General features: G+C 64.0%; 8 protein-coding genes. 7 read left to right on the top strand and 1 reads right to left on the bottom strand.

The annotated features are described in order from the left end of the window. Positions 1–425: 425 nt before the first annotated feature. Positions 426–629: a helix-turn-helix domain-containing protein gene (locus IM725_RS19050; RefSeq protein WP_193782221.1), complete on the bottom strand. Its 204-nt coding sequence runs from the start codon at positions 627–629 to the stop codon at positions 426–428. 134 nt (positions 630–763) lie between these two features. Between IM725_RS19050 and IM725_RS19045 the strand changes: the two genes are divergently transcribed. The 7 genes from IM725_RS19045 to IM725_RS19015 all read left to right on the top strand — a co-directional run bounded on the left by IM725_RS19045 (position 764) and on the right by IM725_RS19015 (position 7,666). Beyond that, positions 764–1,285 carry a hypothetical protein gene (locus IM725_RS19045; protein ID WP_193782220.1) on the top strand — a complete coding sequence of 174 codons (522 nt, stop codon included), beginning with the start codon at positions 764–766 and terminating at the stop codon, positions 1,283–1,285. Further along, the gene (locus tag IM725_RS19040; protein WP_193782219.1) at positions 1,282–1,866 is read left to right on the top strand and encodes a hypothetical protein; all 585 of its coding nucleotides are present in this window, start codon (positions 1,282–1,284) and stop codon (positions 1,864–1,866) included. Before IM725_RS19045 ends, IM725_RS19040 begins: the two co-directional genes overlap by 4 nt. A gap of 667 nt (positions 1,867–2,533) precedes the next feature. Next, positions 2,534–3,235, top strand: coding sequence for a haloacid dehalogenase type II (locus IM725_RS19035; RefSeq protein ID WP_193782218.1), 702 nt, complete (start codon positions 2,534–2,536; stop codon positions 3,233–3,235). A gap of 38 nt (positions 3,236–3,273) precedes the next feature. Then, on the top strand, positions 3,274–4,956 hold the full coding sequence (locus IM725_RS19030; protein WP_193782217.1) for an MFS transporter: 1,683 nt from the start codon (positions 3,274–3,276) through the stop codon (positions 4,954–4,956). Between the two features lie 67 nt (positions 4,957–5,023). Beyond that, positions 5,024–5,716 carry a GntR family transcriptional regulator gene (locus IM725_RS19025; protein ID WP_193782216.1) on the top strand — a complete coding sequence of 231 codons (693 nt, stop codon included), beginning with the start codon at positions 5,024–5,026 and terminating at the stop codon, positions 5,714–5,716. A gap of 257 nt (positions 5,717–5,973) precedes the next feature. Then, positions 5,974–6,426, top strand: coding sequence for a cupin domain-containing protein (locus IM725_RS19020; RefSeq protein ID WP_193782215.1), 453 nt, complete (start codon positions 5,974–5,976; stop codon positions 6,424–6,426). A 22-nt stretch (positions 6,427–6,448) separates the two neighbouring features. Further along, positions 6,449–7,666, top strand: a complete 1,218-nt coding sequence (locus IM725_RS19015) for an ABC transporter substrate-binding protein (protein WP_193782214.1) — start codon at positions 6,449–6,451, stop codon at positions 7,664–7,666. Positions 7,667–7,895: the final 229 nt, after the last annotated feature.

The raw sequence follows: 7,895 nt of genomic DNA, 5'->3' as shown, positions 1-7,895 counted from the left end.
CGCGCTTGGGTAGGGCTGCGACCTCAGATATTTTTCCGGAAGTGTCCATGTGTCCACGCAAAGTTCGTGGACACAAGCATCTCCGGGTGGAGGTCAAAATTCAATGTGGGATGGCCGGACGGATACACAATTACGGATAAGGGTGCGCCTGGCCGGTGGGCCTCAGGTGATGGCTCAAAGGGCGGGTCCCTGATCACCTTTGCCCTTGGGGAACTCGGCGGTGACATCGGCGCCGTGCGACGAGTTCTTCGCGAGCGGCACTTGATTCAGGACGTGCAGTTCAAGGAAGCGCCATCTCGTGGCCCGGAGCCGCCTGGACCGAGGCGATTCCGGTGATCTTGGGCTGGGCCGCGCGAGCCGTCGTCAGCCCGATAGGCACGAGCATGCGAGCAGCGCCCCATGAGCTCGTCCGCCCTCAGTGAACCCTACTCTTCCTTGAGTGGACCGGAGGCTGGGTCAGCCAGCAGCAACCCAACTGGGATTCCCAGCGCCGTCGCCAGCCTCTCCAGGTTGTCCAACGAGATGTTCCGCACCTGGCGCTCCACATGTGCGACGAAGGTCCTGTGCAGCCCTGCTTGGTGCGCAAGCTCCTCCTGCGTCCACCCCTTTCTTTTCCGAAAGTAAATCATGTTGATGGCCACCAATTCCCTGGCGGTCCTCAACGTTGGTTGCGAGGGCGGTTGAGCTGGCACCGCCCGAGTCTGTTTGTATGCCGCTTTTACGTCAGCCGCTTTTAAGTCACAATAATGGCCGTGGAGGTGCCATGTTCACGACGCGCGAAGACTTCAGAGATACGGCCCCCGATGGGGGTGAGGACCAGCGCTGGCGAAGGGTCGACCTGACTTTTGGGCAGCCGTTGGTGCTGGTGAGACTCCGCTGTCCAGAGACCCGAATTGAACAAACCACCCTGATGGCCCAGGCTGCCGACGTCCTGGATGTGGCTATGCAGCCCGGGCTCAACGGGCTCCTTTCGATTCACCTGCTGCAGCCTCCGAAGTGGTCGCCCTCCGGAAACTGGAGCCTTATTGAGATCGTGGAACTGGGGGTGCGGCCTGTCGGGAACGGGTCTAAGCGCAGATCTGTGATCTTCAAGGACCTCGGCGGCAGCCTCTTCGGCGGCTATCCCATCGTCAAGATAGATGGCGAACCCCAAAGCTTCGAAGCAGTGATTTCATTGCCTGGCTGCGGTCGAGCCTCAGGGCTTCAATGGGTCTGCCAAGGCGCTGCGCTGAGTCCCCAAGACAGGGCCGAGCCGATGCAACCGCAGAGGAGGCGCTGGCTGTGAGTAAGACGAAATGGCCTTCGGACGAAGACAAGGTGCCGGACCCTGAGCCTGAAATCTTTCGCAAGGAGGCGGCCGCACTACATCAACTTGCGATTGGATTGGGTCGCGAAGCCAAGCTCTGGCGCTTAGAGAGGGGACTCAGCCTAGCGGCGGGAGCCGAGTGTGTCGGAGAGCTCCCTACTGTTCTTGAGCAATTTGAGGACGGGTCAGGGGATGCAAGAGTCCTTCTTGCGATCCTGGTGGCGTACGGGGTCCACGACATCGAAGAGGGAACTGCCCTTGGCCAGATCTCGTGGGCGAGATTTCGTTCGAGAGTGCAGGAAGTGGAAAGGCAAGAGCGTGACCAGGTGCTGAGAGCTTACGCGCTGGGGGCCATAGCGCGCCATTCGGCGATGCTCGCATTGGGCACCACCGACTTGGCCGTACTCCTCGATGAACTTGCCGAAGCAAACCTGATGCCGCCCAAAGGCGAACGTATCAGTTCAAAAAGCAAGACGCTGAGCGCAATGGTCACCGCCGCTGGCGCCGCCATGAAAGGTGGGGAGTTGCGCCGCGCAGTTGGGAAGCTAGAGAAGAAGTGAAGAGCGACCTTCGAGCATCCGCACGGCTTCGCGTTCCAGATGAGATAAGCAGGACGAGAAAGCGGAAAGAACTTCGGAACGGCATGAGTCCCTGGTGCGGCCGCACCTCCCACACGCCCGGAGGGCTCGAAGGCCGCTTCAGACGGAACCAGACGTTGGGCGCGCTGACTGGGATGACGGGTCCAGACTGATCTCGGTCATTCAGCATCGGGGCCCTGAGGGCAGTTCGCGGCCAGAAGCGGACATCGACGCCCCATACGGTCAGACGGGGGAAGCTCGCGTTCGCAGCCTGCTCTTGAAGTGACGCAAGGGTTGTTGCCCCAAACCGGCAATGGCCGTCGAACCCTGCTGCCACGGCTCCGCATAAGGCCTCGCCGCGGGCGATGTGCGCTGCGATCGAGGGGTACGTGTCGACCGGCGCCTCTCCCGACCCGGGGTGGGGCACGCCCAGAACCTCCAGGGCCGAGGCCAGGACATTGTTCAGGCTGACCCCGCAAAGTCGCCGCCAGCGCCGGTCGGGCCGCCGCCTTGACAGGGGGTAAACCCCCGTACTTTGTCTTCCGCATGCTTGTATTCTTCTGAAATCCCACCGGGACTTCAACTCGTGGGGCTTTCGACACCTCCGGCGGCAGCGACAGCGGCCGCCCGTCTCATCAAGGAGATTTCCATGCAGCAGCTCACCGGCATCAAGGCCCTGGCCTTCGACGCGTACGGCACGGTCTACGACGTCCACTCGGTCGTCCAGCTCGCCGAGCAATTCTTTCCGGGCAAGGGCCAGGCCCTCAGCCAGCTCTGGCGCGCCAAGCAGATCGAATACATGTACCTGCGCACGCTGATGGGCCGCTACGTCCCGCACGACCAGAACACCGAGTCCGCGCTGAAGTACGCAATGAAGTACCTGCAATTGCCGGGCGGCGATGCCGAGCGCAAGGCACTGATGGCCAGCTATGAACGCCTCAGCCCATTCCCGGATGCGGTGCAGGCGCTGCCCCGGTTGGTGGGCCTGAAGCGTTCCATCCTCTCCGTGGGAACCCCCGACCTCCTGCAAAAGCTGGTCGCCAATTCCGGGCTCGCGGACCAGTTCGACAAGCTGTTCAGCGTGGACGCGGTCAAGGTCTACAAGCCGCATCCCAACACCTACCAGATGGCCATCGACCACTTTGGCGTGGAGCGCCACGAGCTTGGATTCGTCACCTCCAACTACTTCGACGTGGCCGGCGCACGCGCCTTCGGCTTCAAGGTCATCTGGATCAACCGCAAGGGTGACCTGGCTGATGAACTGGGCCTGCTGCCCCACGTCGAGCTGAGCAGCATCGAGCAGATCCCGCAGGTGCTTGGCCTGCACGCAGCCGAACCCGTGTCGGCCTGAGGCCTGCGGGCTCCGCCTACCACTGCATGCCTTCCACCATGTCCAAAGTGATCACCCCCGGCCTGGGCCAGGCCACCGGCAAGGCCTCGGCCGCCCTCAAGGCCTCGCACAGCAAGATCCTGTTCGCGTCCTCGCTGGGCACCGTCTTCGAGTGGTACGACTTCTTCCTCTACGGCTCCCTGGCGGCCTTCATCGCGAAGCACTTCTTCGCTAAGGCCGACCCCGCAACCGGCCTCATCTTCGCGCTGCTGGCCTTTGCGGCCGGCTTCATTGTCCGGCCCTTCGGCGCGCTGGTGTTCGGGCGGCTGGGGGACATGATCGGGCGCAAGTACACCTTTCTTGCAACCATCCTGATCATGGGCATCTCGACCTTCGGCGTCGGCCTCCTGCCCACCTATGACTCGATCGGCATCGCCGCGCCTGTCATCCTCATCAGCCTGAGACTTCTGCAGGGGCTGGCACTGGGCGGCGAGTATGGCGGTGCCGCGGTGTACGTGGCCGAGCATGCACCCAGGGGCCAGCGGGGCCTCTTCACGTCGTGGATCCAGACCACGGGGACGCTCGGGCTATTCCTGTCCCTCCTGGTCATCCTCGCCACCCGTACGAGCGTGGGCGAGGCGCAGTTCGCAGAGTGGGGCTGGCGCATCCCGTTCCTGCTGTCCATCGTGCTGCTGGGCGTGTCGGTGTGGATACGCATGGCCATGCACGAGTCTCCGGTGTTCGAGCAGATGAAGAAGGAGGGCACGACCTCGAAGGCGCCCCTGACCGAGTCCTTCCTGCGCTGGTCGAACCTGAAGTTCGTCCTCATCGCGCTCTTCGGCATCACCGGTGGGCTGGGCTGCGTCTGGTACGCCGGCCAGTTCTACGTCCTGCTGTTCCTCACGCAGACGCTCAAGGTCGACGGCGTCCTGGCCAACATGCTGGTGGCGGCAGGCCTGGCCCTGGCGACGCCCTTCTTCGTCTTCTTCGGTTGGCTGTCCGACAAGGTGGGACGCAAGAAGGTGATCCTGGCCGGCATGGCGCTGGCCGCGCTCACCTACTTCCCGATCTTCAAGGCGCTGACGCATTACGCCAACCCGGCGCTGGAAAGCGCCTTGGCACACTCGCCTGTGGTGGTGGTGGCCGACCCCGCGGAATGCCACTTCCAGTTCAACCTGACCGGCACGAGCAAGTTCACCTCGTCGTGTGATCTCGCGAAGGCGCAGCTGGTGGCTGCCTCGGTGAATTACGGGATCGAGAATGCCGCGCCCGGCACCGTCGCGGTCATCAAGGTCGGCAGCCAGACGATCAAGTCGCTGGACATCTCGCGGATGCCGCCGGATGAAGCGAAGCAGAAGCTGGCCGCCTTTGCCAACGACCTCACGGGAATCATCCGCAGCGCCGGCTATCCGCCCAAGGCCAACCCGGACGCGATGAACAAGCCGATGGTGCTGCTGCTGATCTTCGTGCTGGTGTTCTACGTGACCATGGCCTACGGCCCGACCGCGGCCGCGCTGGTGGAGCTGTTCCCGAGCAAGCTTCGCTACTCCTCGATGTCCCTGCCGTACCACATCGGCACGGGCTGGATGGGGGGGCTGCTTCCCACCACGGCCTTCGCGATGGTCGCGCTCAAGGGCGACATCTACTACGGGCTCTGGTACCCCGTCGTCGCCGCGGCCCTGACGCTGGTGATCGGCCTCGTGTTCCTGCCCGAGACCCGCGACGCCGACATCAGCGCCTGAAGCCCAGGCGGACAGGGGGCGCGTGCTAGACTTTTCTTCGCCGTCCCATGTACGGGGATTCCCAAGAGTGCGCTCCTCCACCTCCACCTCCGCCACGGCCAGCATGCAGGCCTCGCCGCCTGCCGCCCATCAAAGCCTGTCGGAGCGCGTCTACCACCAGCTCGAGGAGCTGATCGTGACGCTGCAGATCCAGCCGGGGCATGTCCTCTCCGAATCGGAGCTGTGCGCGCGGCTGAACGTGAGCCGCACCCCGGTGGGTGACGCGCTGCAGCGGCTCGCGCGCGAAGGCCTCGTGCATGTCATGCCAAGGCGCGGCATCGTCGTCACGGAAGTGAACGCGGTGGATCACCTGAAGCTGCTGGAAGTGCGGCGCGAGATTGCCCGTTATTCCGCGCGCTCGGCGGCGCGTCGCGCAAAGCCCGAACAGCGGCAGGCCATGGAGGCCGTGGCCCGCAGGTTCACGGATGCGGCTGCGGCGAACGACGGGCAAGCCCTGCTGCAGGCCGACAAGGAATTCCACGACCTCTTCTCCCGCTGCATCCACAACGAGTACGCGGCGCGTTCGCTGGATGCGCTGGATGCGCTGTCGCGGCGCTTCTACTTCCTGCATCACGCCATCGACGACGCAGAAGCGTCGGCGTCCCTCCATGCCGCGATCGCACTCGCGATCGCCAAGGCTGATCCCAGGGCAGCCGAAGCGGCGTCCGATGCGCTCTTCGATCACCTCGAAGCCTTCACCCGGGCGACGATCGAGCTCTGAGCCGAGGCCCGCGAGGCCCCTCTGGGCGGCCCGCTCCTGAGACGCCTGCGGCCGCACGGGGAACGCACCCCGGTCCCGCCTGGCGGTCAGCGGCTGGCTGTTTCCCCACGATCTGTTCAGCCCCTGTGCCCGGGGTCCGGGCGCGACTGCGATAGGCATTGCCCCGCTTGCATTCGACTGGGATTTCACTAGTATCCCAGTAGGCCGGAATGCATGGTGCATCCCTCCCAACCCCTGAACCCAATCCAACCCAAGCCATGAGCCAAAAACAGAAGATCACCCATCCCGACGATGTCGAGACCATCGTCACGGACTGGACCACTGCGAAGGTGCTGTGCGGGCCCGACGTCGACGGTTCCGAGCAGATGGGCGCGGTCGCGCTCTTCTTCGAACCTGGACAAGGGCATTCGCGCCACATCCACCACGACGCCGACCAGATCATCTACGTGGTCTCGGGACGTGGCGAACATGTTGCCGAGCGCGCCGATGGCACGTCGGTGACGGAGAAGGTCGCCGCGGGCAGCCTCATCTTCATCCCCAAGGGCCACTACCACTCGACGTTCAACACGGGCTGGGAGCCCATGCGCGTGCTGGCGGTGTTCTCGCCGGCGGCGCCGGTGCAGGCCCTGCGTGCGGTCGGCGATTCGGGCGGTGTCGGAACAGCCGAGATGCGCATCGTGCCGGCGGGCGTGACGCCGGCGCGGAAGTAACCAGCCAACCCAGGAGACATCGATGAAATTCCGCAGGAAGTTGTTGTGCAGCGCGGCCCTGCTCGCGCTCTCCACCGCGGCTGCCGCGCAGCAGCAGGCCAGGGTGTCTGGCGATGTGGTGCGCATCGGCGTGCTGACCGACATGAGCGGCTTCCTGTCGGACATGACGGGCACGGGTGCCGTCACGGCGGTGAAGATGGCCGTGGAGGACTTCGGTGGCAAGGTGCTCGGCAAGCCCATTGAGGTGGTGTCCGCCGACAACCAGAACAAGGCCGACCTCGCGGCCACCATTGCGCGCTCCTGGTTTGACACGCAGCAGGTCGACATGATCATCGACCTGGGCAATTCAGCCACCGGGCTGTCCGCCGCCCAGGTGGCTGCCGACAAGAACCGCATCGCGATTGCCACCTCGCCGGGCACGACGCGGCTGACCAACGAGAACTGCAGTGCGACCACGGTGCACTATGCGTACGACACCTATGCGCTCGCCGCCGGCACCGTGAGCACGCTGGTCAAGCAAGGGCTGGACGCCTGGTATTTCCTGACCATCGACTTTGCTGGGGGGCATTCCATCGAGAAGGATGCCTCCGACTTCGTGAAGGCCGGTGGGGGCAAGGTCATCGGCGCTGCCCGGCACCCGATCGATACGACGGACTTCTCCTCCTACGTGCTGCAGGCCCGCGCCGCCAAGCCCAAGGTCGTGGGATTCGCAACGGCGGGCCAGTCGGCCATCAACGCCATCCGCACAGCCGGGGAATTCGGACTGGGCAAGGACGTTGCCCTGGCAGGGCTGTATGTCTTCATCAGCGATGTGCACGCGCTGGGCCTGAAGACCGCCCAGGGGATGTACGTGACGACCGGCTTCTACTGGGACCGCGACGAGGCTTCGCGCCAGTGGGCGCGCCGCTACTTCGAAAAGACCAGGCGCATGCCGACGATGATCCAGGCGGCCGACTATTCCGCGACCACGCATTACCTGAAGGCGATACAGGCTGCCGGCACGGACGAGGCCGGCGAGGTCATGAAAAAGATGAAGGAGACACCCATCAATGACTTCTTCGCCAGGAACGGGAAGATCCGCGCCGATGGCCGGATGGTCCACGACATGTTCCTGGCGCGCGTGAAGTCGCCGGCCGAATCGAAGTACCCCTGGGACTACTACACCATCAAGGCCGTCATACCGGGTGACCAGGCCTTCCAGGACATGTCCAAAGGCAAGTGCACCATGGCGCTCAAGTAGGAGCGCAAGCTTGGGAAGCGGAATGTCCCGAGGTCCGCTCTGGGTCGGGAGCAGACTCGCGCGTTAGCGCTCCGTTGGCCGTCTGCGATATGTCGTTGCTTTCTAGTGTCCTGTCCCGCTAATTCATAGGCACGAAAACTGCATGGGATGAGGCATCCTCGGAGATGCCTCATGCCCAATGCATATACCCGCACCAGCAACATCGAGCTCACTGACGCGGAGCGCGCGG

Origin of the sequence: Ramlibacter aquaticus, from assembly GCF_015159745.1 — a bacterium.
In the GTDB taxonomy this organism is placed as follows: domain Bacteria; phylum Pseudomonadota; class Gammaproteobacteria; order Burkholderiales; family Burkholderiaceae_C; genus Ramlibacter; species Ramlibacter aquaticus.
The sequence above is the reverse complement of the archived record's forward strand: the minus strand, read 5'-3'. Positions and strand labels throughout refer to the sequence as shown.